This is a genomic window from Burkholderia aenigmatica, assembly GCF_902499175.1.
Classification (GTDB): domain Bacteria; phylum Pseudomonadota; class Gammaproteobacteria; order Burkholderiales; family Burkholderiaceae; genus Burkholderia; species Burkholderia aenigmatica.
In genome coordinates, this window is the sequence record NZ_CABVQC010000032.1 from 14031 (window position 1) to 40379 (window position 26349).

Sequence of the window (26349 nt, forward strand, 5' to 3'; positions counted from 1 at the left end):
GAATCGTCCTGATCAGGTGAGGTAGGGTCGAGGTCGATATCCTAACAAGCGGTTCGGCGCAATGCGTCGCGAACGCTTGGCCGCATGCGTCGAGGTTCGTCCGCCGGCTGGTCGGGAGCGGATCGATCGTGTATGCGGCAGGCCGCGGATTTCAGTGAAGCCGCTGCATCGGTGGCACGTGCCGCGTGCGTGTCAGCGCGCCGCCCACTCGACCGCCGCCTTCGCATGCAGCGCGGTCGTATCGAACACCGGCAGCGGCGAATCGTCCGCGCCGATCAGCAGCGTGATTTCCGTGCAGCCGAGGATCACCGCCTGCGCGCCGCGTTGCGCGAGCGTATCGATGATTCGCACATACGTCGCGCGCGATTCCGGCGAGACGATGCCGTGGCACAGCTCGTCGTAGATGATCCGGTGCGCGTCGTCGCGACCGCTTTCGTCGGGCACGAGCACGTCGAGGCCGAACTTCTCGCGCAGCCGCTCCGCGTAGAACGGCAACTCCATCGTATAGCGCGTGCCGAGCAGCGCGACGCGCTCGACGCCCGCCTCGCGCAGCGCCGAGCCGGTCGGATCGGCGATATGCAGGAATGGCAGCGTCACCGCGGCTTCGATCGCGTCGTGGACGCGATGCATCGTATTGGTCGTCAGCACGACGAGATCGGCGCCGGCCGCTTCGAGCTGTCGCGCGGCGTCGGCCATCCGTTCGCCGAGCGCGGCCCAGTCGTGCGTGCGTTGCAGCGCTTCGATCTCCGCGAAATCGACCGTGACCAGCACGCTCTTCGCATTGTGGTGGCCGCCGTGCAGCGTCTTCGAATGGCGATTGATCATCCGGTAATACTCGGCCGACGATTCCCAGCTCATTCCGCCGATCAGTCCGATCGTCTTCATCCGTCACCTGTGCGTTTCGTGTATTGCGGCTGACGAGTATAGGCGCCGCTGTCCGCGCCCGGCCGGTACGATCCGCGCAAAGCGGGCCGGTACGGCGCCGCCGGGCATGGCCGCACGCGACAGTTGAAACCGGCACTGTGTTTTTGTACAGTATCGGCACCGTGAACCCGACCATCATTCCGCCTGCCGATCCGCACGCGCCGCCGCCGGGCGACGCGCTGCCGCGCATGCGCAAGATCATCCATTGCGATTGCGACTGCTTCTACGCGTCGGTCGAGATGCGCGACGACCCGTCGCTGCGCAACCGGCCGCTCGCGGTCGGCGGCCGGCCCGACCAGCGCGGCGTGATCGCGACCTGCAACTACGAGGCGCGGCGCTACGGTGTGCATTCGGCGATGTCGTCGGCGCTGGCGATGCGCAAGTGTCCGGACCTGCTGATCTTGCCGACCGCGATGGACAAGTACCGCGCGGCGTCGCGGCAGATCATGGCGATCTATCGCGACTACACGCCCGACGTCGAGCCGCTGTCCCTCGACGAGGCGTACCTCGACGTCAGCGGGTCCGAGCGGTGCCAGGGCAGCGCGACGCTGATTGCGCGCGAGATCCGCCAGCGCGTGTACGACACGGTCGGCGTGACCGTGTCGGCCGGCGTCGCGCCGAACAAGTTCATCGCGAAGATCGCGTCCGACTGGAACAAGCCCGACGGGCTGTTCGTCGTGCGGCCGCACGAGATCGACGCGTTCGTCGCGGCGCTGCCGGTGCGCAAGCTGCACGGCGTCGGCAAGGTGACGGCCACGCGGCTCGACCGGCTCGGCATCCAGACCTGCGCGCAGTTGCGCGACTGGCCGCTGATCGACCTGCACCGCGAATTCGGCGCGTTCGGGCGGCGGTTGTACGAACTGTCGCGCGGGATCGACGAGCGGCCCGTGCAGGCCGATCAGGAGCGCAAGTCGGTCAGCGTCGAGACGACCTACGTGACCGACCTGACGACGCTCGAGCAGTGCGCGGAAGAAATCCGCCGGCTCGTCGTGCAACTCGATGCGCGGATTGTGCGGGCGGGTGCCGCGCGGTCGATCCGCAAGCTGTACGTGAAGATCCGCTTCGCCGATTTCCAGCGCACGACGGTCGAGTGCGTGGCCGACGCGACGAATGCGGACACCGCAGTCACACTGCTCGCGAAGGGGCTGCAACGGCGTGCGCAGGCGGTGCGGCTGCTGGGCGTCGGCGTGCGCATCGACGAAGATACGGCCGAGCGCCACGGGCAGTTTTCGCTGTTCGACGACGCATCGCTCGCGCCATAAAAAAGGCACCGCCGAAGCGGTGCCTTTGCTTACGTGCAGCCGAAAGGGCTGGTGGCGCGCTCAGTGCGCGGGCGCGGCCATCCCGTTGTGGCGCAGCAGCGCGTCGATCTGCGGCTCGCGGCCGCGGAACGCCTTGAACGAATCCATCGCCGGGCGGCTGCCGCCGACCTCGAGGATTTCACGGCGATAGCGCGTGCCGGTCGCCGCGTCGAGCACGCTGCCGCTCGCGGCGGCCGCTTCCTCGAATGCCGCATACGCGTCGGCCGACAGCACCTCGGCCCACTTGTAGCTGTAATAGCCGGCCGCGTAGCCGCCCGCGAAGATGTGGCTGAACGTGTTCGGCCAGCGCGAGAACGCGGCTTGCGGGATCACGTGATAGCGTTCGTTGATCTCGCGCGCGAACGCGGTCACGCCGGTGGCGCCCGCCGGGTCGAAGTCGACGTGCAGCAGCATGTCGAACATCGAGAACACGATCTGGCGCAGCGTGCCGAGCCCGCTCTGGAAATTCTTCGCGGCGATCATCTTGTCGAACAGCTCGCGCGGCAGCGCGGCGCCCGTGTCGATGTGCGACGACATCGACGACAGCACGTCCCATTCCCAGCAGAAGTTTTCCATGAACTGCGACGGCAGCTCGACGGCATCCCATTCGACGCCGTTGATGCCCGACACGCCGAGCTCGTCGACGCGCGTGAGCATGTGGTGGAGCCCGTGGCCGAATTCATGGAACAGCGTGATGACTTCGTCGTGCGTGAAGCACGCGGGCTTGCCGCCGACTGGCGCCGAGAAGTTGCAGGTGAGATAGGCGACGGGCGTTTGCACGCTGCTGCCGCGCTTCGCGCGCGAACGCGCGTCGTCCATCCACGCGCCGCCGCGCTTGCCTTCGCGGGCGTACAGGTCGAGATAGAACTGCGCGACGAGCGAGCCGTCGCGATTCTCGACGCGGAAGAAACGCACGTCCTTGTGCCATACCGGCGCGTCGTCCGGCTTGATCTGCACGCCGAACAGCGTCTCGGTGACGGTAAACAGGCCCTTCAGCGCGGCCGGCTCAGGGAAGTATTGCTTGACCTCGTTTTCCGAGAACGCATAGCGCTGCTGGCGCAGCTTTTCGGCCGCGTATGCCACGTCCCACGGCGCGAGTTCGGCGAGGCCGAGTTCCTTCGCGGCGAACGAGCGCAGCTCGTCCCAGTCCTTGTCCGCGTGCGGGCGCGCGCGCGTCGCGAGATCCTCGAGGAACGTGATCACCTGCTGCGGCGATTCGGCCATCTTCGGTGCGAGCGACACTTCGGCGAAGTTGCGGTAGCCGAGCATCTGCGCCTCTTCGCGGCGCAGCTTCAGCGCATCGGTGACGATTGCCGTGTTGTCCCATTCGGCCTTGCCGTCGCCGTACTGCGGCCCGAGTTCCGATGCGCGCGTCGCGTAGGCGCGGTAGAGCGTTTCGCGCAGCGCGCGGTTGTCGGCGTATTGCAGCACCGGGAAGTACGACGGGAAGTGCAGCGTGAATTTCCAGCCTTCCTTGGCGTCTTTTTGCGCGGCTTCACGGGCGGCCTCGATCGCGTCGCCGGGCAGGCCGGCCAGTTCGGCCTCGTCCTGCACGATGTATGCGTACGCGTTGGTCGCGTCGAGCACGTGGTCGGAGAAAGCCTTCGACAGCGCGGCCTGCTGTTCCTGCAGTTCGGCGAAGCGCGGCTTCTGGTCCTCGGGCAGCTCGGCGCCCGACAGGCGGAAATCGCGCAGCGCGTTGTCGAGGATCTTCTTGCGTTCGACGGACAGCGTCGCGTATTCGGCGCTCGCGGCGATCGCCTTGTACTTCTCGTACAGCGCGAGGTTCTGGCCGACGCTCGACCAGAATTCGGTCACGCGCGGCAGGTTCTCGCCGTAGGCGGCCCGCAGTTCGGGCGTATCGGCGACCGCGTTCAGGTGGCCGATGATGCCCCAGGCGCGACCGAGCGGCTCCGTCGCGTGCTCGACCGTCTCGACGATTGCTGCCCAGGTTGCCGGCGTCGCGGCCGCGCTTGCCGTTTCGACCGCGCGGTTGGCGGCATCGAGCAGCGTGTCGAGCGCGGGCGTCACGTGTTCCGGGCGGATCTCGCCGAAGCGGGGCAGGCCCGAGAAATCGAGAAGCGGGTTGGTGTTGGCGCTGGCGGACATAAGACTCCCTGTCTGTTGCCGGATGAACCGGAGTGAAAAGGGTAAGGCGCGCACGGCAACGCGGCGCCCGATATCGACATTATTGGGGCGCATCGCGCGCTTTCCAATCGTTAGTTTCTAACGACGCGATTGACGCAGGGTCGAATGCGGGGTGGGGAGCGCCAGGTGGCGCGACCGGCGCGGTGCGGCCGGCGAGACGCCGGCGCGCGGTTCCGCACGCCGGCTGAACAGGCAGGGGGTTAGGCAGCCGCGTCGGCGGCGCGCTCGGCGGCTTCGATCGTGTTGATCAGCAGCATCGTGATGGTCATCGGGCCGACGCCGCCCGGCACCGGCGTGATGTGGCCGGCCACTTCCTTCACGCCCGCGAAGTCGACGTCGCCGCACAGCTTGCCCGCGTCGTCGCGGTTCATGCCGACGTCGATCACCGTCGCGCCGGGCTTCACCATGTCGGCGGTCAGGATGTTGCGCTTGCCGACCGCGGCAACCACGATGTCGGCCTGCCGCGTGTGCGCGGCGAGGTCGCGCGTCTTGCTGTGGCAGATCGTCACGGTCGCGCCGGCGTCGAGCAGCATCATCGCCATCGGCTTGCCGACGATGTTCGAGCGGCCGATCACGACCGCGTTCGCGCCCTGCAGCGGGATATCGTGCGCCTCGAACATCTTCATCACGCCGTACGGCGTGCACGGGCGGAACAGCGGCTTGCCGGTCATCAGCGCGCCCGCGTTCGCGATGTGGAAGCCGTCGACGTCCTTCTCCGGCGCGATCGCCTCGATCACCTTGTGGCTGTCGATGTGCTTCGGCAGCGGCAGCTGGACGAGGATCCCGTGGATCTTCGGATCACGGTTCAGTTCGTCGATGCGGGCGAGCAGGTCGGCCTCCGACAGCGTGTCCGGGTACGCATCCTTCAGCGAGAAGAAGCCGTTGTCCTCGCACGCCTTGATCTTGTTGCGCACGTAGACTTCGCTGGCCGGGTTGGCGCCGACGAGGATCACCGCGAGGCCGGGCTGGTGGCCGCGCGCGGTCAGTGCGGCGGCGCGTTCGGCGGCCTGGGCGCGCAGGGTCTTCGAGAGGGCGTTGCCGTCGATGAGGAGGGCTGTCATGGTGGTGGGTTCTGCCGGGAAGTTGGAATGCGGGCGTGCGGCGCCCGAGGGGCACCGCAGCAAAGCACGGAATTATACCGTCCGCCTGCCGCCGTCCGACAGCGAATGCACGGGAAGCGTCATGGTTGCGGCGCTCGCGCGCCGGGAAAAACGCCGCCGCGCGAGTGGGCCGCATCGCGCGACGGCGGTGGCGCGGCCCGCCGGGCAGGGCTGCCCGGGCCGCGCGGCAACCAGGCTCAGGCCTGCTTCTTCGACAGTGCGAGGCGCAGCAGGTCGGCCACCGTGTTGACGTTGAGCTTTTCCATGATGTTCGCGCGGTGCGCTTCGACCGTCTTGATGCTGATGCCGAGATCGTCGGCGATCTGCTTGTTCAGGCGGCCCGCGATGATCCGTTCGAGCACCTGCTGCTCGCGCGCGGTCAGCTTCGACAGGCGTTCGCTCGCGGCACGCTGTTCCTGAACGCTCTTGCTTTCGTTTCGGGCCTTGTCGAGCATCCGCTCGACCAGCTTGCGCAGCTCGGCTTCGTCGAACGGTTTCTCGATAAAGTCCATCGCACCCTTTTTCATCGTCGAGACGGCCATCGGCACGTCGCCGTGACCCGTGACGAAGATGATCGGCAGCGCGGCATTGTCGGCAATCAGGCGTTCCTGCAGTTCGAGCCCACTCATGCCCGACATCCGGACGTCGAGGATCAGGCACGCGATCTGGCCGGCCTGCTGCGCAGGCTGGTAGGCATCCAGGAACTGCTCGGCGCTCGAGAAGCATTGCACGCGATAGCCGTTCGCCTCCAGCAGCCAACGCAGCGAGTCCCGTACGGCCTCGTCGTCGTCGACGACAAAGACGGTTTCCTGAGTGGTGGTGACAGGGCTATTCATAGTTCTCCCGTAACAGTATGTGATGCCGATGCCTCGCGCCCCCCTTGGCCGAGATCAGCGGGTTCCCCAATGGGCAGGCTGCAGTGGAACGTTGCGCCGGAAATGCGGCCATCCGGCTCGACGTTGTTGACCACCCACAGACGCCCCCGATGCGATTCGATGATCGAACGGCAGATGTTCAGCCCCATGCCCATGCCATCGGACTTGGTGCTGTAAAACGGTTCGAACAGGCGCTCGGCGGTCGCTTCGTCGACGCCCGGGCCCTGGTCGATCACGCGGATGTCGACGAAGCCCGCCTCGATGTCGGCGATGACGCGGATCACGCCGTCCACCGACGCCGGCTTCACGTCGGCCATGGCTTCGGCCGCGTTCTTCATCAGGTTCACGAGCACCTGCTCGATCAGCACGGGGTCGACATAAATAATAGGCATTCTTGCGAGGATTTCCGTGACGATCCGGATCCTGCGCTTCCTGGCCTCGATTTCGGCGAGCCCGACCGCGTCGGCGACGATGTCCGCGACCCGCGCCGGCTGGCGCTTCGGCTCGCTGCGCTTCACGAATTCGCGGATCCGCTTGACGATCATCCCCGCGCGCAGCGCCTGCTGCGCGGTCTTTTCCAGCGCGGGCTGCAGCGTCTCCGGCGTGCCGCGGCCGCTCTTGACGAGCGCGAGCGTGCCCGAGCAGTAGTTGTTGATCGCGGCGAGCGGCTGGTTCAATTCGTGAGCAATCGACGACGCCATTTCACCCATCGTCATCAATCGGCTCGTGAACTGCAGCTTCTCTTCCTGCTGGTGCGCGAGTTCCTGCGCCTTCTTGCGGGTCGTGATGTCGGTCGCGATCTGCATCTGCGCGAGGTGGCCGTCCACCCACTGGATGTACTGGCGGCGCACCTCGAACCACTTCTGGATGCTCTCGACGTACACCTCTTGCGCATCGGCGGTGCTGCTCGTCAGCGCGGCGGCCGGCAGGCCCGCGAACGCGTCGACCATGTCGATCGAATCGGACGATGCCTGCGCGCGGTCGAAACCGCCGCCCGACAGCTCGAGATGGCCGTCCGGACGAATGCCGAACAGGTGGCGGTAGTAGCGGTTCGCGAACAGCAGCTCGGCCTCGTCGGCGGCTAGTACCGACACCGCGGCGTCGAGGCTTTCGAGCACCGTCGTGAAGCGCTCATGGGCGGCCGCGAGTTCTTCGCGCGCACGCTTCGGCTCGGTGATGTCGGTCATCGACGACATCCAGCCGGTCTGGCGGCCCGAGCTGTCGATCAGCGGCGATACGTACAGGCGCGCATGGAACAGCGTGCCGTTCTTGCGCCGCACGCGCAGCTCGAAGCCCGAGCTCGGCGCCTTGCCGCGCAGCGTCATGTCGAGCTGGCGCTGCATTTCAGGGTAAGCGTCGCGCGGCCAGTACGGGAACGGCGCGACCTTGCCGACGAGGTCGGTCTCGTCCCAGCCCGTCATCCGGCAGAACGCGGGGTTCACGTGCGTGATGCGGCCGTGCATGTCGAGCACGCGCATGCCGATCAGCACCGAGTTTTCCATCGCGCGGCGGAAGAACGCTTCCGCGTACAGCGCCTGCTGCGCCTCGAAACGCTGGCGCGTGTGCTTCCACAGGCTCCAGAGGCTCCACAGCACGAAGCACGACAGGCCTGCCACGAGCCACACGAGCGTGTTGTTGGTCAGGTTCGTGAGCTGCGGGAATGCGTACACGCGCACGGTCAGCCCCTGGCCGGGCGGATCGAGCGGCAGGTCGTAGTGCGAGTCGCGGGGCAGGCGCGGGCGCGTCGACGTGGACGACAGCTCGCGGTTGTTCGCGTCGGTGATCGAGATCTTGTACTTCGACGACAGTTCCTGCGGGATGTCGTGCTTCAGGATGCCTTCGACCGAGAACACCGCGGCGACCGAGCCGAGGTACTCGCGGTCGCCGCGCATCACGGGTGTCTGCAGCGTGATGAAGCCGTTGCCGAAGTCGTCGTAGATCAGCGGCGAATAGGCCTGGCGGCGCGTGCTGCGCGCCTCGTCGTAGGCGCCGCGCACCGCGTCCTGCATCTGCGCTTCGCCGGGCTTGGCGAGCCGCTGGCCGAGCAGCGGCGGATGCACGGTCGGCCAGCGCTGCACGCCGGGCGACGTATACCAGTTCAGGTAGAGGATTTCCGGGTGCGTCTGCATCACGTCCGCGACGGCCATCTGGAACGCGTTCTGGTCGAGTCGACCGGACGCGAGATCGCGCGACAGTGCCTGGAGCTGTTCCTGCGCACCCGTCATCGACAGGCGGATCTGCTGCTGGGCCCACGCGACATTACGGAAAAGGGTGTCTTCCTGCTGCTGCTGTTCGCGGCGATTGAGGCTCCACAGGATGAGGCTCATCACCACCAGGAACACGAGAATCGACAGCAGGGGCGTCAGCAAATAGGAATTGGACCACCACGGTCCGTGGTGCCAACGGGACGGCTGCGACTCCGCCGGCGGGCCCGACGGTCGCGCCGAGCGTGCGAAAAGCCGATCGGTCAACATTGGAGGATTGTAGCGCAGCGCAATACATGGAAAACCTATACCGGATATGTTGAACGGAAACGGATTTGTTCAGCCGTGACGCGCCGGAGAGCCCCGAAATATGGGTGCAGCGCAGCAATATTTCGCATTGCGAGAAAAGATCTCACAATTCGAAAATTTTGTTGCGCAGGCCCGCGCGCGCTCATTACAATCCGTCGGAGCTTGCCCGCAGCCGGTCGCGTCGCGTCGTCTGCACGAGAGCGATCCTCACATTCCAGGACCCAGGAGACGAGAATGTCCGCTGTACCGAACGAAGTGATGAAATATGTCGCCGCCGAACGTGACGACGACCCGCAAGAAACCGTCGAGTGGCTGGAGTCGCTCGATGGCGTGATCTCCTCCGTGGGCACCGGCCGTGCGCATTACCTGATCGAAAAGCAGATCGAGTTCGCCCGCATGCACGGCGAACACCTGCCGTTCTCTGCCAACACCCCGTACATCAACACGATTCCCGTGGCCGCCCAGGCGAAGATCCCGGGCGACCAGGACGTCGAGCACCGCATCCGTTCGTACACGCGCTGGAACGCGCTGGCAATGGTGCTGCGCGCAGGCAAGGACACGAACGTCGGCGGCCACATCGCGTCGTTCGCATCGGCCGCGACGCTCTATGACGTCGGCTACAACCACTTCTGGCACGCAGCGTCCGACCAGCACGGCGGCGATCTCGTATTCGTGCAGGGCCACTCGTCGCCGGGCGTCTACTCGCGCGCGTTCCTGCTCGGCCGCCTGAAGGAAGAGCAGCTCGACAACTTCCGCCAGGAAGTCGACGGCAACGGCATCTCGTCGTATCCGCACCCGTGGCTGATGCCGGATTTCTGGCAGTTCCCGACCGTGTCGATGGGCCTCGGCCCGATCATGGCGATCTACCAGGCCCGCTTCATGAAGTACTTGCAGGCACGTGGCATCGCGAAAACGGAAGGCCGCAAGGTGTGGGCATTCCTCGGCGACGGCGAGACCGACGAACCGGAATCGCTCGGCGCGATCGGGATGGCGAGCCGCGAGAAGCTCGACAACCTCGTGTTCGTGATCAACTGCAACCTGCAGCGTCTCGACGGCCCGGTGCGCGGCAACGGCAAGATCATCCAGGAACTCGAATCGGAGTTCCGCGGCGCCGGCTGGAACGTGATCAAGGTCATCTGGGGCAGCCGCTGGGATGCGCTGTTCGCACGCGACAAGTCGGGCGCGCTGATGCGCCGCATGATGGAAGCCGTCGACGGCGAATACCAGACGTACAAGTCGGAGTCGGGCGCGTTCGTGCGCGAACACTTCTTCAACTCGCCTGAGCTGAAGGCACTCGTCGCCGACTGGTCGGACGACGACATCTGGGCGCTGAACCGTGGCGGCCACGATCCGCACAAGATCTACGCGGCATTCCACGAAGCGACCAACACGAAGGGCGCGCCGACCGTCATCCTCGCGAAGACCATCAAGGGCTACGGGATGGGCGAGTCGGGCCAGGCGATGAACATCACGCACCAGCAGAAGAAGCTGCCGGTCGAGCAACTGAAGAAGTTCCGTGACCAGTTCCGCCTGCCGATCACCGACGAGCAGATCGCCGACGTGCCGTACCTCAAGTTCGAGGAAGGCTCGAAGGAACTCGAATACATGCGCCAGAAGCGCATGGACCTCGGCGGCTACCTGCCGCATCGCCGCGAGAAGGCGACGTCGCTGCCGGTGCCGGCGCTCGACGCGTTCGAGCCGCTGCTGAAGGGCACGGGCGAAGGCCGCGAGATCTCGACGACGATGGCGTTCGTGCGGATCCTGAACATCCTGCTGAAGGACAAGGCGCTCGGCAAGCGCGTCGTGCCGATCGTCCCGGACGAATCGCGTACGTTCGGCATGGAAGGCCTGTTCCGCCAGATCGGTATCTGGAACCAGGAAGGTCAGAAGTACGTGCCGGAAGATTCCGACCAGCTGATGTTCTACAAGGAATCGCAGACCGGCCAGATCCTGCAGGAAGGCATCAACGAAGCGGGCGGCATGTGCGACTGGATCGCGGCGGCGACGTCGTATTCGACGCACGGCGAGATCATGGTGCCGTTCTACATCTTCTATTCGATGTTCGGTTTCCAGCGGATCGGCGACCTGGCATGGGCGGCGGGCGACATGCGCTCGCGCGGCTTCCTGCTCGGCGGCACCGCGGGCCGCACGACGCTGAACGGCGAAGGCCTGCAGCACGAAGACGGTCACTCGCTCCTGTGGGCGGCATCGGTGCCGAACTGCGTGAGCTACGACCCGACGTTCGGCTATGAACTCGCGGTCATCATCCAGGACGGTCTGCGCCGCATGGTGCAGGACCAGGAAGACGTGTACTACTACGTCACGGTGATGAACGAGAACTACGAGCACCCGGCGATTCCGCAGGGCGAGCACGTGGCGGCCGACATCATCAAGGGCATGTACGCGTTCAAGAAGGCCGACGCCGACAAGAAGGCGCCGCGCGTGCAGCTGCTGGGTGCGGGCACGATCTTCAACGAAGTGATCGCCGCTGCCGACCTGCTGAAGAACGACTGGGGCGTCGCGGCCGACCTGTGGAGCGTGCCGAGCTTCACCGAGCTCGCGCGTGAAGGCCACGAGATCGAGCGCTGGAACCTGCTGCATCCGACCGAAGAGCGTCGCCTGTCGCACGTGCAGAAGTGCCTGAAGGACACGCAGGGCCCGGTCATCGCCTCGACCGACTACGTCCGTGCGCTGGTCGACCAGATCCGCGGCCAGATCGATCGCCGCTTCGTCGTGCTGGGCACGGACGGCTTCGGCCGCTCGGATACCCGCGAGAAGCTGCGTCACTTCTTCGAAGTCGACCGTCATTGGGTCACCGTCGCCGCGCTCAACGCGCTGGCCGACGAAGGCACGATCGAGCGCAAGGTGGTCGCGGACGCGATCGCCAAGTACAACCTCGATCCGTCGAAGCCCAACCCGATGACCGTTTAACGCACACGCCGTGTGATGCCGCGCGCCGCCTCCGAGAGGGGCGCGCGTGGCCATGGAGACAGAAACAGATGAGTCAAGCGATCGAAGTGAAGGTGCCGGATATCGGCGATTACAAGGATGTGCCGGTGATCGAGATCGGCGTGAAGGTCGGCGATACCGTCGAACCGGAGCAGTCGCTCGTCACGCTCGAGTCGGACAAGGCGACGATGGACGTGCCGAGCCCGGTAGGCGGCGTCGTGAAGGAAATCAAGGTCAAGGTGGGCGATTCCGTGTCGGAAGGCTCGCTGATCATCCTGCTCGAAGGCGGCGCCGCGGCGCAGGCGAACGGCGCGGCTGCGCCCGCCGCTGCACCGGCTCCGGCGGCAGCGCCCGCACCGGCTGCTGCCGCACCGGCGGCCGCACCGGCTGCAGCCGGCGGCACGCTCGAAGTGAAGGTGCCGGACATCGGCGACTACAAGGATGTGCCGGTGATCGAGATCGGCGTGAAGGTCGGCGACACGGTCGAGAAGGAGCAGTCGCTCGTCACGCTCGAATCGGACAAGGCGACGATGGACGTGCCGAGCCCGGCCGCCGGCGTCGTGAAAGAGATCAAGGTGAAGGTGGGCGATTCGGTGTCGGAAGGCACGCTGATCGTGCTGCTCGACGCGGCAGGCGCAGCGCCCGCCGCAGCCGCCCCGCAGGCGAGCGCACCGGCACCGGCCGCTGCTGTGCCGGCACCTGCCGCTGCACCCGCGAAGGCCGCCCCGGCACCGGCTGCTGCTGCACCGGCTCCGGCCGCTGCACCGTCGGGCGAATACCGCGCGAGCCACGCATCGCCGTCGGTGCGCAAGTTCGCACGCGAACTCGGCGTCGAAGTCGCCCGCGTGCAAGGTTCGGGTCCGAAGGGCCGCATCACGAAGGAAGACGTCACGGGCTTCGTGAAGGGCGTGATGACCGGCCAGCGCGCAGCACCGGTCGCGGCAGCCGCGCCGGCAGGCGGCGGCGAGCTGAACCTCCTGCCGTGGCCGAAGGTCGACTTCTCGAAGTTCGGCCCGTTCGAAGCGAAGCCGCTGTCGCGCATCAAGAAGATCTCGGGCGCGAACCTGCATCGCAACTGGGTGATGATCCCGCACGTCACGAACAACGACGAAGCGGACATCACCGAGCTCGAAGCACTGCGCGTGCAGCTGAACAAGGAGCACGAGAAGGCGGGCGTGAAGTTCACGATGCTCGCGTTCGTGATCAAGGCGGTCGTTGCAGCACTGAAGAAATTCCCGACCTTCAACGCGAGCCTCGACGGCGACAACCTGGTGTTCAAGCAGTACTACCACGTCGGTTTTGCAGCGGATACCCCGAACGGCCTCGTCGTGCCGGTGATCCGCGATGCGGACAAGAAGGGTCTCGTCGATATCGCGAAGGAAATGGCCGAGCTGTCGAAGGCCGCACGCGACGGCAAGCTGAAACCGGACCAGATGCAGGGCGGCTGCTTCTCGATCTCGTCGCTCGGCGGGATCGGTGGCACGAACTTCACGCCGATCATCAACGCGCCGGAAGTGGCGATCCTCGGGTTGTCGCGCGGCCAGATGAAGCCGGTGTGGGACGGCAAGCAATTCGTGCCGCGCCTGACGCTGCCGCTGTCGCTGTCGTATGACCATCGCGTGATCGATGGCGCGGAAGCCGCGCGGTTCAATGCGTATCTCGGTGCGTTGCTCGCGGATTTCCGTCGCATCATTCTTTGATGAGCTGAGGGCTCTCGCAGGGGCGTGGGTTTGCTGTCGGTTATCCACGCCCTGTCGTTGAACCTGCTTTGCTAACGGTTTGCTAGCGTCGTCCCTGCGCGGGGCGGCGGTCACTTTTCTTTGTCTTCCAAAGAAAAGTGACCAAAAGAAAGGCGCGTCCTTGGGCGGACGGCAAAGGTGGTACTGCCCAGGACTCCGTTCTCCAGCCAGGCCATCGTTCAGCGGTTGAGCCCTCTCCCTCTGTCAGCAGCTAAACAAGAAGGGGACGTACATGAGTCTCATCGAAGTCAAGGTTCCGGATATCGGCGATTTCAGCGGCGTCGATGTCATCGAAGTCAACGTGAAACCCGGCGACGTGATCGAAAAAGAGCAGACGCTCATCACGCTCGAATCGGACAAAGCCTCCATGGAAGTGCCCAGCGACGTCGCCGGCACCGTCAAGGAAATCAAGGTCAAAGCTGGCGAGAAAGTCTCGCAAGGCACCGTCATCGCCATCGTCGAAGCAGCAGCAGGCGCCGCCGCACCCGCGAAAGCACCCGAAGCGGCCAAGCCCGCAGCGGCTGCACCCGCACCGGCCGCAGCCGCTCCTGCACCCGCGCCGCAAGCCGGCAGCTACGCCGGCGCAGTGGACATCGAATGCGACATGCTCGTGCTCGGCGCCGGCCCCGGCGGTTACTCGGCCGCGTTCCGCGCTGCCGATCTCGGCATGAAGACGGTGCTCGTCGAACGCTACTCGACGCTCGGCGGCGTGTGCCTGAACGTCGGCTGCATCCCGTCGAAAGCGCTGCTGCATACGTCGCTCGTCGTCGAAGAAGCCGCGGCGCTCGCGTCGCACGGCATCACGTTCGGCAAGCCGGAAGTCGATCTCGACAAGCTGCGCGACTTCAAGGGCGGCGTCGTCAAGAAACTGACGACGGGCCTCGCCGGCATGGCGAAGGCACGCAAGGTCGAAGTCGTCACCGGCGTCGGCGCATTCGTCGATCCGTATCACATGGAAGTGCAGGGCGACGGCGGCAAGAAGGTCGTCAAGTTCAAGCAGGCTATCATCGCCGCAGGCTCGCAGGCCGTTAAGCTGCCGTTCATGCCGGAAGATCCGCGGGTCGTCGATTCGACCGGCGCGCTCGAACTGCGTCAACTGCCGAAGCGCATGCTCGTGATCGGCGGCGGCATCATCGGCCTCGAAATGGCGACGGTGTACTCGACGCTCGGCGCCGAGATCGACGTCGTCGAAATGATGGACGGCCTGATGATGGGCGCGGACCGTGACCTCGTGAAGGTCTGGGAAAAGTACAACGCGAAGCGCTTCGGCAACGTGATGCTGAAGACCAAGACGGTCGGCGCGGAAGCGAAGGAAGACGGCATCTACGTGAAGTTCGAGGGCGAGAAGGCGCCGGCGGAAGCGCAGCGCTACGACCTCGTGCTCGTCGCGGTGGGCCGCAGCCCGAACGGCAAGAAGATCGGTGCCGACCAGGCTGGCGTCGCCGTCACGGATCGCGGTTTCATCGACGTCGACAAGCAGATGCGCACGAACGTCCCGCACATCTTCGCGATCGGCGATATCGTCGGCCAGCCGATGCTCGCGCACAAGGCCGTGCATGAAGGCCACGTCGCAGCGGAAGCCGCGCATGGCGAAAAGGCGTACTTCGACGCCCTGCAGATTCCGTCGGTGGCGTACACCGATCCGGAAGTGGCCTGGGCCGGCAAGACGGAAGACCAGTGCAAGGCCGAAGGCATCAAGTACGGCAAGGCCGTGTTCCCGTGGGCCGCATCGGGCCGCGCGATCGCGAACGGCCGCGATGAAGGCTTCACGAAGCTGATCTTCGATGAGGAAACCCATCGCGTGATCGGCGGCGCGATCGTCGGCCTGAACGCAGGCGACCTGATCAGCGAAGTGTGCCTCGCCGTCGAGATGGGCGCGGACGCGGAAGACATCGGCAAGACGATCCATCCGCACCCGACGCTCGGCGAATCGGTCGGCATGGCCGCCGAACTGTACGAAGGCGTCTGTACCGACCTGCCGCCGCAACGCAAGAAGTAATGCAGCCGGCAAGGCCGGTCAGGTGCCGGCCATGAAAAACGCCGCCGCTCGGGAAACCGGGCGGCGGCGTTTTTATTGGTTCTTGGCCAGGGCAGGGTGGGCTGGCCTATGCCGACGGCGCGGCGGCGGGATCTACTTCGCCGCCCTGACGAATTGCGGAGCGACGCCGATTTTTTCGCCGAGTTGCCTGATGAACGCGTGCAATTCGTCGAGCGGCGCGGCAGCGCCGTGGGGCGGGGGCGTGTCACCCATCGAGACTTCGACTGTGAGGTAGGATTTGTTCGGACTCGATTTCGCCGGCATCACCACGATCAGGTAGCGGTAATGGCTGGTGTTGTGTTCTCCAGCGATCACGTGTTCCTCGGAAATCACCACCGTTCCATTCTTCGTCAACCATGACCGGGCCGCATCCACGATGCCGGCAAACGGTAGCTGGACCGCGTACATTTCCATCGGCCGTGGCGTTCCTGCCGGTTGAGACGTCGTCGCGGGCGGGGCGGCCGTGGCCGGGCCAGGCATCGCAAGCGCCGCGACGGAAATGGCCGTGGCGACGGCGACGGATCTGAGCGTTCTGTACATGAATGAAATGGGACGGCGAAACGTTCTTCTTCGTGGTGGGCATCCGCGATGCCGTGCGACGAAAGAGGCCAATGACCGGCAGGGATTGTCGCCCGATCGCATGTTCTGGCGCCAGAAATAAAAAAGCCGCGCTGGGCGCGGCTTTTTCAGGAGCAGGGGACGCTTACGCGGCCGGCTTGCTCGTACGACGTGCAGCAGCGGCGGTAGCAGCCTTCGTTGCGACGGCAGCAGCGGCGTTGAAGTTCGTTTCAGCGATTTCGACGGCTTGCTTCGTTGCCTTCTGAACCGTTTCGTACGTGGTGTTCGCAGCGTTCAGTGCCGACTTCAGCGCAGCGACAGCCGTTTCCGAACCAGCCGGGGCGTTCTTCGCGACGTTGTCGACGAGTGCCTGGACCTTCTTGTTCTGCTCTTCGAATTGCGCTTCGGCAACCTTCGTGAACTCGGCTTGCGTCGACGATGCGATTTCATACAGGTGACGGCCGTACGACAGCACCTTTTCCGCGACCGGCTGCGACAGGCTGGCTTGCAGCGCGATCAGTTCCTGTGCGTCCTTCACCGACAGCAGGCGCTGTGCGTTTTCCTGGCTCTCGGCCAGCGTCGACTTCACGACCTGCAGGTTGAGTTCGATCAGCTTTTCGACGCCTTCGAACGCCTTGGTCGTCAGACCGAACAGGCTTTCGAGGTTGGCTTTCTGGGCGGCGGCGATTTGCTCGGGGGTCAGCAAGGACATGTCAAGCTCCTGAAAAGCGATCGCGTCGATCGCAGGGGAAAGGGCACTACGCTGGGGAACCTCGGATGCGCGTGCTTTGTGCAACGCAGCAATGAGGCTTATTTTAGGGCAGACAAAACCATTGTCAAGTATTTTTTGTGCGTTGCACAATCATGACAAATTATCGATAAAACAACGAGTTATCGCGTCGATTCGGAATCGGTTTCAGGCGTGTTCCCGGATGGTGCGCACGACCGTGGGGCAGGCGCGGCGCACCATGATCATGCACAGGTAAACCTGACAGGCCTGTGGAACGTTATCCTTCTGTTCCTGTCGAAAAACGCGCCGTTTCGATGCGTGTACCGTGGCGACGTGCCGTCGTCATGGCCGAGACCGGCGCCCCTGGCACCCCGAGCGCCGGATACGTAGTTTCCCCGCTTTAAATCGCCTCCGAAGTGACGTTATCTCAATTAACCGTGTGTAATCGGGAGACGGGTACTGTCGGGCAGCGCATCCCATCAATTTTTTCGATGGGAGCGGGAGGGTTCATTGGTCAGAGGTTGGCCGACCCTTACATTCCGGTTTAACGACGATCGGTAAGTGCCTAATATTGCTCTTTTTTTCAGCTTTAACTACACTTGCGGAAACCTCCCGCCCGCTTTGTCCAGACCCCAATGAAAGCCGAATCGTTTTCACCGCGCAGATTGTTGCAGAGCATGACGCTCGGCACGGCTGTGTCGGTCGCAGTCGCCTTGCTGGCGACCACCGCGACCGTCGCGCCCGCTGACGCCTTTGCCGCCACTGCGAAGACCCAACAAGCCGCCAAGAAAAAGGCTGTCGCTCCTGCTTCGTCCGCGAAGAAGAAGTCTGCCAAGGCCAGCTCCGACAAATCCGCCAAGGTCGCCGCAGCCGATGCGCCGCGCGCGAAGGCATCGCGCAAGCGCGTGACGCTCGCGTCGAACGTGCATGGCGGCCATCACGGCGCAGTTCGCAAGGTCGCGTTCCAGCCGCGCCGGCCGACCGTCGGCCAGGCTTTCGGCCTGCACGACACGCCGGACGCGCTCGCGCTGCGTTCGAGCGTCGCGTACGTCGTCGACCAAAACTCGGGCGAGCCGCTGTTCGACAAGAATTCGCACGCCGTCGTGCCGATCGCGTCGATCTCGAAGCTGATGACCGCAATGGTCGTGCTCGACTCAAAGACGCCGATGACCGACCAGATCGAAGTCACCGACGAAGACCGCGACTACGAGAAGGGCACGGGCTCGCGCCTGTCGGTCGGCTCGGTGCTGTCGCGTGAAGACATGCTGCACATCGCGCTGATGGCGTCGGAAAACCGCGCGGCCGCCGCGCTGTCGCGTTACTACCAGGGTGGCCGCCCGGCGTTCATCGCCGCGATGAACGCGAAGGCGAAGTCGCTCGGCATGACCGACACGCACTTCGAGAATTCGACGGGTCTGTCGAGCTCGAACGTGTCGAGCGCGCGCGACCTCGTGAAGATGGTCAATGCGGCGTACCAGTACCCGATGATTCGTCAGTTCTCGACCGATCGCACCTACGAGGTGTACACGGGCAAGCGCAATCTCGTCTACAACAGCACGAACGCGCTGATCCGCGGCAATGGCTCGTGGGACATCGGTCTGCAGAAGACGGGCTTCATCAACGAAGCGGGCGAATGCCTCGTGATGCAGGCGACGATCCACGGCAAGCCGATGGTGATGGTGCTGCTGGATTCGTTCGGCAAGTATTCGCGCTTCGCCGATGCGGCGCGCCTGCGCAACTGGCTCGATGCCGGCGGCGGCGAGCGCCTGACGGCGGCCAACACGCCGAACGGCGGAACCTGATCGCACGCTGGCGTGGCGGTTCGCTGCCACGCCGATGGCTGAAAAAAAGCCCCGCAATCGCGGGGCTTTTTCATTGGGTGCGCGGGAGCGGCTTACGCCTGCCGCTGCAGCCCGTCTGCGTCCTTCGCGGGCGCCGGCCGGTAGCCGAGCGATTCCGAAATGGTGAGGGCCGTCCGGCTCAACTGGCCGAGCCACGCATCCTGCAGACGATCGGCCGGTGCCGACAGCGACAGGCCCGCGACGAGCTTGCCCGAATCGTCGTAGATGCCGGCCGCGATACAGCGCACGCCGAGCTCCAGCTCCTCGTTGTCGCGCGCGCACGATTGCTGGCGGACGATCGTCAGCTCGCGCTCGAGCTTTGCGATGTCGGTGATGCTGTTCTGCGTATGGCCGGACAGCCCCGTGCGCGTCGCGTAGGCGCGCACGCGCGACGTTTCGTCGGCCGCGAGGAACAGCTTGCCGACCGACGTGAGGTGCAGCGGCGCGCGGCCACCGATCGCGCGGACGACCTGCATTCCCGAACGCTCCGAATACGCACGCTCGATGTAGACGATCTCGTCGCCCTGGCGTACCGACAGGTTCACGGTCTGCCCGGTGAGGCGGTGCAGCTCGCGCATCGGCATCAACGCCGCGTCGCGCACCGACAGGCGCGCCTTCACGAGGTTGCCGAGCTCCAGCAGCCGCATGCCGAGGCGGTAGGTGCCGGGATCGGAGCGGTCGACGAGACGGCAGGTCACCATGTCGTTGAGGATGCGGTGTGCTGTCGACGGGTGCAGCTCCGTCCGCTGCGCAAGTTCCTTCAGGCTGACAGGGTCACTGTGCGCGGCGAGCGCGTCCAGCAGCCGCATCATACGTTCGATCACCTGGATCGACGTTTTGGAATCCGGGGTGGGTTGGCTCATGTCGGGGGAGAAATCGGTTGACGCGTCAAGCGGTGTTGCAACGATTGTATCTCGTATCGTGAAAAAAGCGAACGGCGTTCGAGGAAATCCTCGTTTCGCGCGGTGCGGGCTTGCGCGCGAGCGGCGTTGGTCTTGCCGGCCAAACGGCGGATAATGAGAGCCGTTTTCTCGAAGGAGCACGTATGCGAGTCGGTTTGTTCGTGACCTGCCTGGTCGATCTGATGCGCCCCGAAATCGGTTTTTCGGCGCTCAAGCTGATTCGCGACGCCGGCTACGAGGTGATCGTGCCGCCCGCGCAGACTTGCTGCGGCCAGCCGGCCTACAACTCGGGCGACCGCGCGCTGGCGCGCGATCTCGCGGAAAAGACCTTGCGCGAGTTCGAGCAGTTCGATTACGTCGTCGCGCCGTCGGGGGCATGCGGCGGGATGATTCGCGCGCATTACGGCGACCTGTTCCGTGACGACCCCGAGCTGATGGGGCGCTATACGCGGTTCCAGCAGAAAGTCTACGAACTGACCGATTTCCTGGCGAATGTCGCGAAGGTGTCGCTCGCGCCCGGCGAATTCACGGGGCCCGTCACCTATCACGATTCGTGCTCGGGCCTGCGCGAGCTCGGCGTGAAGGCGCAGCCGCGCGCGCTGCTCGCGCAGCGCGGCATCGCGGTCACCGAGATGAAGGACTGCGAGCACTGCTGCGGCTTCGGCGGCACGTTCGCGGTCAAGTACGGCGACATTTCGGCGGCCATCGCGGACGAGAAATGTGCGAACGTGCGCGCGTCGGGTACGGGCGCCGTCGTGCTCGGCGATCTCGGCTGCATGCTGAACATCGAAGGGCGGTTGCGCCGCACCGGCGACCGCGACACGCGCGTGCTGCACGTCGCGCAGGTGCTGGCGGGCGACGTCTGACGCCCGGTTCCGCTCACTTTTCCCCGATACCGCGATGCAAGTCCAATCGATGCATTTCAAGGCGCGCGCCGGCCAGAAGCTGGCCGACCAGCGCCTGCAGCAGAACCTGAAGAAGCTGTCGACGAAGTTCGTGTCCGCGCGCGCCGATGCGATGACCGCGATCGACTTCCCGGCCACGCGCGCCGCGCTGAAGGCCCGTCGCAACCGCGCGCTGGAGAACCTCGACGTATGGCTCGAGGCGTTCGAGCGCGAGGCGGCGCGGCGCGGCACGACGGTGCTGTTCGCCGAAACGACCGCGGACGCCGCGCGGCTCGTGGCCGACATCGCGCGCCGTCACGACGTGAGGAAGGTCATCAAGACCAAGTCGATGGTGTCGGAGGAAATGCGCCTGAACGCGGTGCTCGCGGAGATGGGCGTGCAGTCGATCGAGACGGATCTCGGCGAATACATCCTGCAGATCAACGACAACGAGCCGCCGAGCCACATCATTGCGCCCGTCGTGCACAAGGACAAGGACGAGATCGCCGACCTGTTCGCGCGCACGCACCATCGCGAGCGGCTCACCGAGATTCCGGACATGACGCGTGAGGCGCGCGAGGTGCTGCGCCCGCATTTCATGTCGGCCGACATGGGCGTGACGGGCGGCAACTTCGTGATCGCCGAGACCGGCTCGGTCGCGATCGTGACGAACGAAGGGAACGAGGGGATGTGCACGGTGATGCCGCGCGTGCATGTGGCGGTGACGGGCATCGAGAAGGTGCTGCCGACGCTCGAGGATCTCGCGACTGCGATGCGCCTGCTGCCGCGTTCCGCGACGGGGCAGAAGACGTCGAACTATTTCTCGCTGCTGACCGGGCCCCGCGGCCCAGGCGACGAGGACGGCCCCGAGCACAACTACGTGGTGCTCGTCGACGGCGGCCGCACCGGGCTGATCGGCGGCGAGTTCCAGGAAATGCTGCGCTGCATCCGTTGCGGCGCTTGCATGAACCATTGTCCGGTTTACCAGAAGGTCGGCGGCCATGCGTACGGCTGGGTCTATCCGGGACCGATGGGGTCGGTGCTGACGCCGAGCTACGTCGGGCTCGACCGCGCGCTCGACCTGCCGCAGGCCGCGACGCTCTGCGGGGAATGCGACAGCGTGTGTCCGGCCGGGATTCCGTTGTCGCATCTGTTGCGCACGCTGCGCGAGAAGCAGGTCGAGCGGCACCTGCGGCCGTGGCGCGAGCGGGCGGCGCTCGCCGCATGGGGCTTCGTCGCGCGCCGGCCGATGTTGTACGCGCTGACGACCAAGCTCGCGGTGCGCATCCTCGAGCGGCTGGGCGGCAACGGCGGCACGCTGCGGCGCCTGCCGATGATGGGCGGCTGGATGGATACGCGCGACATGCCGACACCGACCGGGCGCACGTTCCGCGAGCTGTACGCGGCGTCGCAAAGTCACCTCGGCTGATGACTGTTCATCCGGCGACAACAGTGCGTTCGCTATTTGTATATTTATCTCGATAGGTGCGGTCTATAGAATCCTGTCTGTAGTCCCCGGAATTGGGTTTCGGGGTACGAGGTCAAGGAGGTCCGCATCATGAGAAAGACAATATCGATGTACTGGCCGCTGGCAATCGTCGTCCCGCTGGCTGCGGCTGCCTATCTGCATGCGATGGCCGATGCGCCGTCGCGTGGTCCGCTCGCGGTTCACCAGGCATCCGCCGAACTGGCGCGTGCAGTGTCGTTCGGGCTGGTCGGCGACGCGGCGAAGCCGCTGCCGGCGGCATCCGGCGACGTCGTGCTCGCTGCGCCGAAGGCGCTGTAATGCAGGGCGCCGTCGCTTTGTGCGGCGGCGCGATTTCGGCCGCCTTTGTATAATGGCGTGCTCTTTTCCCACGCGGTCCGCCGCGGCTTTCCGATAGTGCGATGACCCGCGTTTCGATCTGTTTCGTCTGTCTTGGCAACATCTGCCGTTCGCCCACCGCGGAAGGCGTGATGCGGCACCAGGTCGAAGCGGCTGCGCTGGCGGACCGGATCGCGATCGATTCCGCTGGCACCGGCGACTGGCATGTCGGCGAGCCTCCCGATACGCGTGCGCAGGCGGCCGCTCGCGGCCGCGGCTACGACCTGTCGGCGCTGCGCGCACGCCAGGTGAGCGCGGCGGATTTCGAGCGCTTCGACCTGCTGCTCGCGATGGACGAGGCGAATCTCGCGGAATTGCAGCGGCGCTGCCCGTCGCAACATCGCGACAAGGTGCGCCTGCTGATGGAATTCGCGCCGGGCGCGACCGAAACCGAAGTGGCCGATCCCTATTTCGGCGGCGCGCAGGGCTTCGAACAGGTGCTCGATCAGGTCGAACGCGCGTGCGCGGGCCTGCTGGAGACGCTCCGGGCCCGCACGGAGCGCTGATCGCACGGTATTCAGCGGTCTGCGAATACCCTATCAAAAGCATGGATACTTGACTAAATTCGTCAAATATTTATACTTGACCAAAATCGTCAAGATTGCAGTCCCCTAGACACCATGAGACTCACCACCAAAGGCCGTTTCGCCGTCACGGCGATGATTGACTTGGCACTGCGCCAGGAGCAGGGCCCGGTGACGCTTGCAGGCATCAGCCAGCGCCAGCGGATTTCGCTCTCGTATCTCGAACAGCTGTTCGGCAAGCTGCGCAGGCATGAAATCGTCGAATCCGTGCGCGGCCCGGGCGGCGGCTACAACCTCGCGCGTCGCGCGCAGGACGTCACCGTTGCCGACATCATCATCGCGGTCGATGAACCGCTCGATGCCACGCAGTGCGGCGGCAAAGGCACGTGCGACGGCTCGAAGCAGCCCGACGGCCATTGCATGACGCACGAGCTGTGGTCGACGCTGAACCAGAAGATGGTCGAATACCTCGATTCGGTGTCGCTGCAGGATCTCGTCGATCAGCAGCGCGCTCGCGAGGGCGCACCCGCGGTGTTGCGCGACCGGCGCACGCCGGAGCCCGTCGCGGCGCCGGCCGAGCCGGTGCGCACGATGCCGCTCGGCCCGAATTCGGTGTTCAACATCGCGAGTTCGTGAGCGCGAAGGCGCCGCCATACCCCATAACGCACATAGTCCCTGCACAGAATTCCCGGAGCGACAGATGACCCAAGACACTCTCCACCTGCCCATCTACATGGATTACAGCGCGACGACGCCGGTCGACCCGCGCGTGGTCGACAAGATGGTGCCGTACCTGCGCGAGCAGTTCGGTAACCCGGCGTCGCGCAGCCACGCGTATGGCTGGGATGCGGAGCGTGCGGTCGAGGAAGCGCGCGAAAACGTGGCCGCGCTCGTGAACGCGGATCCGCGCGAGATCATCTGGACGTCCGGCGCAACGGAATCGGACAACCTCGCGATCAAGGGTGCCGCGAACTTCTACAAGGGCAAGGGCAAGCACATCATCACGGTGAAGACCGAGCACAAGGCCGTGCTCGATACCTGCCGCGAACTCGAGCGCGACGGTTTCGAAGTCACCTACCTCGACGTGAAGGATGACGGCCTGATCGACCTCGACGTGTTCAAGGCCGCGCTGCGCCCGGACACGATCCTTGTGTCGGTGATGCACGTGAACAACGAGATCGGCGTGATCCAGGACATCGAGACGATCGGTGAAATCTGTCGCGAGAAGGGCATCGTGTTCCACGTCGACGCCGCACAGTCGACCGGCAAGGTCGCGATCGACCTCGCGAAGCTGAAGGTCGACCTGATGTCGTTCTCGGCACACAAGACCTACGGCCCGAAGGGCATCGGCGCGCTGTACGTGCGTCGCAAGCCGCGTGTGCGCATCGAAGCGCAGATGCACGGCGGCGGCCACGAGCGCGGCATGCGTTCGGGCACGCTGGCGACGCACCAGATCGTCGGCATGGGCGAAGCGTTCCGCATCGCACGCGAAGAAATGGCGACGGAAAACGAGCGCGTCCGCATGCTGCGCGACAAGCTGCTGCGCGGCCTGTCGCAGATCGAAGAAACGTACGTGAACGGCGACATGGAGCGCCGTGTCCCGCACAACCTCAACATCAGTTTCAACTTCGTCGAAGGCGAGTCGCTGATCATGGCGATCAAGGACGTGGCGGTGTCGTCGGGCTCCGCATGCACGTCGGCGTCGCTGGAGCCGTCGTACGTGCTGCGTGCGCTTGGCCGCAACGACGAGCTGGCACACAGCTCGATCCGCTTCACGGTCGGCCGCTTCACGACGGAGCAGGAAGTCGATTTCGTGATCAACCTGCTGAACAGCAAGATCGCGAAGCTGCGCGAACTGTCGCCGCTCTGGGAAATGCACCAGGAAGGCATCGATCTGTCGACGATCGAATGGGCCGCACACTGAGCGCCGGATTGAACATACCCGCGGGCGGATTCGCGCACGCAGACGTAACGAGTCAAGGAGTCTGAGTCATGTCTTACAGCAACAAGGTTCTGGATCACTACGAAAACCCGCGCAACGTCGGTTCGTTCGCGAAGGACGACGACACGGTCGGCACGGGCATGGTCGGCGCGCCGGCCTGCGGCGACGTGATGAAGCTGCAGATCCGCGTCGGCGCGGACGGCGTGATCGAAGACGCGAAGTTCAAGACCTACGGTTGCGGTTCGGCGATCGCATCGAGCTCGCTCGTCACCGAATGGGTGAAGGGCAAGACGCTCGACGAAGCCCTGTCGATCAAGAACACGCAGATCGCTGAAGAACTCGCGCTGCCGCCGGTGAAGATTCACTGCTCGATTCTCGCGGAAGACGCGATCAAGGCTGCCGTGGCCGACTACAAGAAGCGTCACGACACCAAGGAAGGCGATCAGGCAGCAGCCTGAGCGGCATCGAGCAGCTTGAGAAGGACCGCGGCGGGCCCCGGTGGCGCGCCGCGGCAAGGACATCATGGCAATTACACTGACCGAAAAAGCAGCACAGCACGTCCAGAAATACCTCGTCCGTCGCGGCAAGGGTGTGGGCCTGCGGCTTGGCGTTCGCACGACCGGGTGCTCGGGGCTCGCGTACAAGCTCGAGTATGTCGACGAGCTGGCTCCCGAGGATCAGGTGTTCGAGAGCCATGGCGTGAAGGTCATCGTCGATCCGAAGAGCCTGGCCTACATCGACGGCACCGAGCTTGATTTCGCACGCGAAGGCCTGAACGAAGGGTTCAAGTTCAACAACCCGAACGTGAAGGACGAGTGCGGCTGCGGCGAATCGTTCCGCGTGTGACCACGCGGATCTCCGCGCGATGCGGGCAAGAGGCGGCACGGGCCGCCTTTTTAATGTGCGGCGTTTGCCGCGCGACGAACCGGAATTGAACGCGACGATGGTCTCGCTGAAAGACAGCCACTTCGACCTGTTTCACCTGCCGGCGCAATTCGCGCTCGACGAGACGGTGCTCGACGCCGCCTACCGGACGGTGCAGACGCAGGTGCATCCGGACCGCTTCGCGGCGGCCGGCGATGCGCAGAAACGCATCGCGATGCAATGGGCAACCCGCGCGAACGAGGCGTACCGTACGCTGCGCGATCCGCTGAAGCGCGCGTCGTATCTGCTGTCGCTGCGCGGCGTCGACATCGGCGCGGAAAACAACACCGCGATGGAGCCGGCGTTCCTGATGCAGCAGATGGAGTGGCGCGAGGGCATCGAGGATGCCGCGGCCGCCCGCAACGTCGACGCGCTCGACACGCTGCTCGCCGAGTTGCGCGAAGAGCGGCGCGTGCGTGTGGAGCGCCTCGGTACGCTGCTCGACAGCGGCGCGGATCAGGCGGCCGCCGAGGCCGTGCGCCAGCTGATGTTCATCGAACGGGTCGCGTCGGAAGTGGGCGCGCAGATCGAGCGCCTCGAAACTTAACCGCGTGCCTTGCGGCACGCGCAGCAAACGGGCCGAGCGCCCGAAC

The 26349-nt window shown here is 65.1% G+C and carries 22 protein-coding genes; 14 read left to right on the forward strand and 8 right to left on the reverse strand.

The genetic code is table 11. The features are described 5' to 3' along the window. Positions 1–192: 192 nt before the first annotated feature. Complete coding sequence (locus BDO18943_RS22545) at positions 193–885, reverse strand: aspartate/glutamate racemase family protein (protein ID WP_175024107.1); 693 nt, start codon at positions 883–885, stop codon at positions 193–195. Between the two features lie 137 nt (positions 886–1022). On the opposite strand from BDO18943_RS22545, the gene dinB reads away from it, so the two are divergent. Then, on the forward strand, positions 1023–2186 hold the full coding sequence (gene dinB, locus BDO18943_RS22550; RefSeq protein WP_175024108.1) for a DNA polymerase IV: 1164 nt from the start codon (positions 1023–1025) through the stop codon (positions 2184–2186). A gap of 60 nt (positions 2187–2246) precedes the next feature. Here dinB and BDO18943_RS22555 read toward each other — a convergent pair whose 3' ends face one another. From BDO18943_RS22555 to fixL, 4 genes are all read right to left on the reverse strand, one after another. Next, entirely contained in the window at positions 2247–4334 is a 2088-nt protein-coding gene (locus BDO18943_RS22555) for a M3 family metallopeptidase (protein WP_175024109.1), read from the reverse strand. A gap of 239 nt (positions 4335–4573) precedes the next feature. Further along, a complete protein-coding gene (gene folD, locus BDO18943_RS22560) occupies positions 4574–5434 on the reverse strand; it encodes a bifunctional methylenetetrahydrofolate dehydrogenase/methenyltetrahydrofolate cyclohydrolase FolD (protein WP_122945796.1) in 861 nt (286 codons plus the stop codon). 236 nt (positions 5435–5670) lie between these two features. Next, positions 5671–6309, reverse strand: coding sequence for an oxygen response regulator transcription factor FixJ (gene fixJ, locus BDO18943_RS22565; RefSeq protein ID WP_043190376.1), 639 nt, complete (start codon positions 6307–6309; stop codon positions 5671–5673). Continuing rightward, positions 6306–8822, reverse strand: coding sequence for an oxygen sensor histidine kinase FixL (fixL, locus tag BDO18943_RS22570; protein WP_175024110.1), 2517 nt, complete (start codon positions 8820–8822; stop codon positions 6306–6308). Before fixL ends, fixJ begins: the two co-directional genes overlap by 4 nt. Positions 8823–9095: 273 nt before the next feature. On the opposite strand from fixL, the gene aceE reads away from it, so the two are divergent. The 3 genes from aceE to lpdA all read left to right on the forward strand — a co-directional run bounded on the left by aceE (position 9096) and on the right by lpdA (position 15548). Then, positions 9096–11792 carry a pyruvate dehydrogenase (acetyl-transferring), homodimeric type gene (gene aceE, locus BDO18943_RS22575; protein WP_043190370.1) on the forward strand — a complete coding sequence of 899 codons (2697 nt, stop codon included), beginning with the start codon at positions 9096–9098 and terminating at the stop codon, positions 11790–11792. A 68-nt stretch (positions 11793–11860) separates the two neighbouring features. Next, positions 11861–13510 carry a dihydrolipoyllysine-residue acetyltransferase gene (gene aceF, locus BDO18943_RS22580; protein ID WP_175024111.1) on the forward strand — a complete coding sequence of 550 codons (1650 nt, stop codon included), beginning with the start codon at positions 11861–11863 and terminating at the stop codon, positions 13508–13510. Between the two features lie 271 nt (positions 13511–13781). Further along, positions 13782–15548 (forward strand): dihydrolipoyl dehydrogenase, encoded by a 1767-nt coding sequence (gene lpdA, locus BDO18943_RS22585; RefSeq protein ID WP_175024112.1) that lies wholly within the window; start codon positions 13782–13784, stop codon positions 15546–15548. A 132-nt stretch (positions 15549–15680) separates the two neighbouring features. On the opposite strand, the gene BDO18943_RS22590 is transcribed toward lpdA, so the two are convergent. Further along, positions 15681–16127, reverse strand: coding sequence for a hypothetical protein (locus BDO18943_RS22590; protein WP_235996162.1), 447 nt, complete (start codon positions 16125–16127; stop codon positions 15681–15683). A 163-nt stretch (positions 16128–16290) separates the two neighbouring features. Continuing rightward, positions 16291–16857, reverse strand: a complete 567-nt coding sequence (locus tag BDO18943_RS22595) for a phasin family protein (protein WP_043190358.1) — start codon at positions 16855–16857, stop codon at positions 16291–16293. 653 nt (positions 16858–17510) lie between these two features. On the opposite strand from BDO18943_RS22595, the gene pbpG reads away from it, so the two are divergent. After that, complete coding sequence (gene pbpG / locus BDO18943_RS22600; protein ID WP_122945791.1) at positions 17511–18677, forward strand: D-alanyl-D-alanine endopeptidase; 1167 nt, start codon at positions 17511–17513, stop codon at positions 18675–18677. A 92-nt stretch (positions 18678–18769) separates the two neighbouring features. Here the strand turns inward: pbpG and BDO18943_RS22605 are convergent, their stop codons facing one another. Further along, entirely contained in the window at positions 18770–19579 is an 810-nt protein-coding gene (locus tag BDO18943_RS22605) for an IclR family transcriptional regulator (RefSeq protein WP_034183553.1), read from the reverse strand. A gap of 182 nt (positions 19580–19761) precedes the next feature. On the opposite strand from BDO18943_RS22605, the gene BDO18943_RS22610 reads away from it, so the two are divergent. From BDO18943_RS22610 to hscB, 9 genes are all read left to right on the forward strand, one after another. Then, on the forward strand, positions 19762–20484 hold the full coding sequence (locus BDO18943_RS22610) for a (Fe-S)-binding protein (RefSeq protein ID WP_175024113.1): 723 nt from the start codon (positions 19762–19764) through the stop codon (positions 20482–20484). A gap of 34 nt (positions 20485–20518) precedes the next feature. Then, positions 20519–21931, forward strand: coding sequence for a lactate utilization protein B (locus BDO18943_RS22615; RefSeq protein ID WP_175024114.1), 1413 nt, complete (start codon positions 20519–20521; stop codon positions 21929–21931). Positions 21932–22060: 129 nt separating this feature from the next. Then, positions 22061–22288, forward strand: a complete 228-nt coding sequence (locus tag BDO18943_RS22620) for a hypothetical protein (RefSeq protein ID WP_043190346.1) — start codon at positions 22061–22063, stop codon at positions 22286–22288. A gap of 101 nt (positions 22289–22389) precedes the next feature. Further along, positions 22390–22872: a low molecular weight protein-tyrosine-phosphatase gene (locus BDO18943_RS22625; protein ID WP_043190343.1), complete on the forward strand. Its 483-nt coding sequence runs from the start codon at positions 22390–22392 to the stop codon at positions 22870–22872. 114 nt (positions 22873–22986) lie between these two features. After that, positions 22987–23526, forward strand: coding sequence for a Fe-S cluster assembly transcriptional regulator IscR (gene iscR, locus BDO18943_RS22630; protein ID WP_009691731.1), 540 nt, complete (start codon positions 22987–22989; stop codon positions 23524–23526). Between the two features lie 64 nt (positions 23527–23590). After that, complete coding sequence (locus BDO18943_RS22635) at positions 23591–24814, forward strand: IscS subfamily cysteine desulfurase (protein WP_043190335.1); 1224 nt, start codon at positions 23591–23593, stop codon at positions 24812–24814. 68 nt (positions 24815–24882) lie between these two features. Continuing rightward, on the forward strand, positions 24883–25290 hold the full coding sequence (gene iscU / locus BDO18943_RS22640) for a Fe-S cluster assembly scaffold IscU (protein ID WP_006481982.1): 408 nt from the start codon (positions 24883–24885) through the stop codon (positions 25288–25290). Between the two features lie 64 nt (positions 25291–25354). Next, a complete protein-coding gene (gene iscA / locus BDO18943_RS22645) occupies positions 25355–25678 on the forward strand; it encodes an iron-sulfur cluster assembly protein IscA (RefSeq protein ID WP_014896627.1) in 324 nt (107 codons plus the stop codon). A 97-nt stretch (positions 25679–25775) separates the two neighbouring features. Further along, positions 25776–26303, forward strand: coding sequence for a Fe-S protein assembly co-chaperone HscB (hscB, locus tag BDO18943_RS22650; RefSeq protein WP_175024139.1), 528 nt, complete (start codon positions 25776–25778; stop codon positions 26301–26303). Positions 26304–26349: the final 46 nt, after the last annotated feature.

Excerpts from the sequence above, each read along its gene's own strand:
- aceE (WP_043190370.1), top strand. The coding sequence starts at position 9,096 with ATGTCCGCTGTACCGAACGAAGTGATGAAATATGTCGCCGCCGAACGT.
- iscR (WP_009691731.1), top strand. The coding sequence starts at position 22,987 with ATGAGACTCACCACCAAAGGCCGTTTCGCCGTCACGGCGATGATTGAC.
- BDO18943_RS22620 (WP_043190346.1), top strand. The coding sequence starts at position 22,061 with ATGAGAAAGACAATATCGATGTACTGGCCGCTGGCAATCGTCGTCCCG.
- BDO18943_RS22610 (WP_175024113.1), top strand. The coding sequence starts at position 19,762 with ATGCGAGTCGGTTTGTTCGTGACCTGCCTGGTCGATCTGATGCGCCCC.
- pbpG (WP_122945791.1), top strand. The coding sequence starts at position 17,511 with ATGAAAGCCGAATCGTTTTCACCGCGCAGATTGTTGCAGAGCATGACG.
- lpdA (WP_175024112.1), top strand. The coding sequence starts at position 13,782 with ATGAGTCTCATCGAAGTCAAGGTTCCGGATATCGGCGATTTCAGCGGC.
- BDO18943_RS22545 (WP_175024107.1), bottom strand. The coding sequence starts at position 885 with ATGAAGACGATCGGACTGATCGGCGGAATGAGCTGGGAATCGTCGGCC.
- fixL (WP_175024110.1), bottom strand. The coding sequence starts at position 8,822 with ATGTTGACCGATCGGCTTTTCGCACGCTCGGCGCGACCGTCGGGCCCG.
- iscA (WP_014896627.1), top strand. The coding sequence starts at position 25,355 with ATGGCAATTACACTGACCGAAAAAGCAGCACAGCACGTCCAGAAATAC.
- BDO18943_RS22555 (WP_175024109.1), bottom strand. The coding sequence starts at position 4,334 with ATGTCCGCCAGCGCCAACACCAACCCGCTTCTCGATTTCTCGGGCCTG.
- aceF (WP_175024111.1), top strand. The coding sequence starts at position 11,861 with ATGAGTCAAGCGATCGAAGTGAAGGTGCCGGATATCGGCGATTACAAG.
- BDO18943_RS22635 (WP_043190335.1), top strand. The coding sequence starts at position 23,591 with ATGACCCAAGACACTCTCCACCTGCCCATCTACATGGATTACAGCGCG.
- folD (WP_122945796.1), bottom strand. The coding sequence starts at position 5,434 with ATGACAGCCCTCCTCATCGACGGCAACGCCCTCTCGAAGACCCTGCGC.
- BDO18943_RS22625 (WP_043190343.1), top strand. The coding sequence starts at position 22,390 with ATGACCCGCGTTTCGATCTGTTTCGTCTGTCTTGGCAACATCTGCCGT.
- fixJ (WP_043190376.1), bottom strand. The coding sequence starts at position 6,309 with ATGAATAGCCCTGTCACCACCACTCAGGAAACCGTCTTTGTCGTCGAC.
- hscB (WP_175024139.1), top strand. The coding sequence starts at position 25,776 with ATGGTCTCGCTGAAAGACAGCCACTTCGACCTGTTTCACCTGCCGGCG.
- BDO18943_RS22615 (WP_175024114.1), top strand. The coding sequence starts at position 20,519 with ATGCAAGTCCAATCGATGCATTTCAAGGCGCGCGCCGGCCAGAAGCTG.
- BDO18943_RS22595 (WP_043190358.1), bottom strand. The coding sequence starts at position 16,857 with ATGTCCTTGCTGACCCCCGAGCAAATCGCCGCCGCCCAGAAAGCCAAC.
- BDO18943_RS22605 (WP_034183553.1), bottom strand. The coding sequence starts at position 19,579 with ATGAGCCAACCCACCCCGGATTCCAAAACGTCGATCCAGGTGATCGAA.
- BDO18943_RS22590 (WP_235996162.1), bottom strand. The coding sequence starts at position 16,127 with ATGTACAGAACGCTCAGATCCGTCGCCGTCGCCACGGCCATTTCCGTC.
- iscU (WP_006481982.1), top strand. The coding sequence starts at position 24,883 with ATGTCTTACAGCAACAAGGTTCTGGATCACTACGAAAACCCGCGCAAC.